This is a genomic window from Oryzibacillus soli, from assembly GCF_051594765.1.
GTDB lineage: Bacteria > Bacillota > Bacilli > Paenibacillales > NBRC-103111 > Paenibacillus_AR.
Genome location: NZ_JBPPGJ010000170.1, coordinates 1 through 208, shown reverse-complemented (window position 1 = coordinate 208; position 208 = coordinate 1). Strand labels below are relative to the sequence as shown.

At 55.8% G+C, this 208-nt stretch carries 1 rRNA gene; it reads left to right on the top strand.

Annotated features, from left to right (window positions below):
- A 16S ribosomal RNA gene (locus tag ACSEXW_RS28555) occupies window positions 1-208 on the top strand; the annotation flags it as partial.

Here is a 208-nt window from a genome sequence, read left to right as displayed (position 1 = left end):
ATCTGTTCCTTCGGGGACAGGTTAGCGGCGGACGGGTGAGTAACACGTAGGCAACCTGCCTGTAAGACTGGGATAACTTCCGGAAACGGATGCTAATACCGGATACGTTGCGTTCCCGCATGGGGATGCATGGAAAGTCGGGGTAACCTGACACTTATGGATGGGCCTGCGGCGCATTAGCTAGTTGGTGGGGTAACGGCTCACCAAG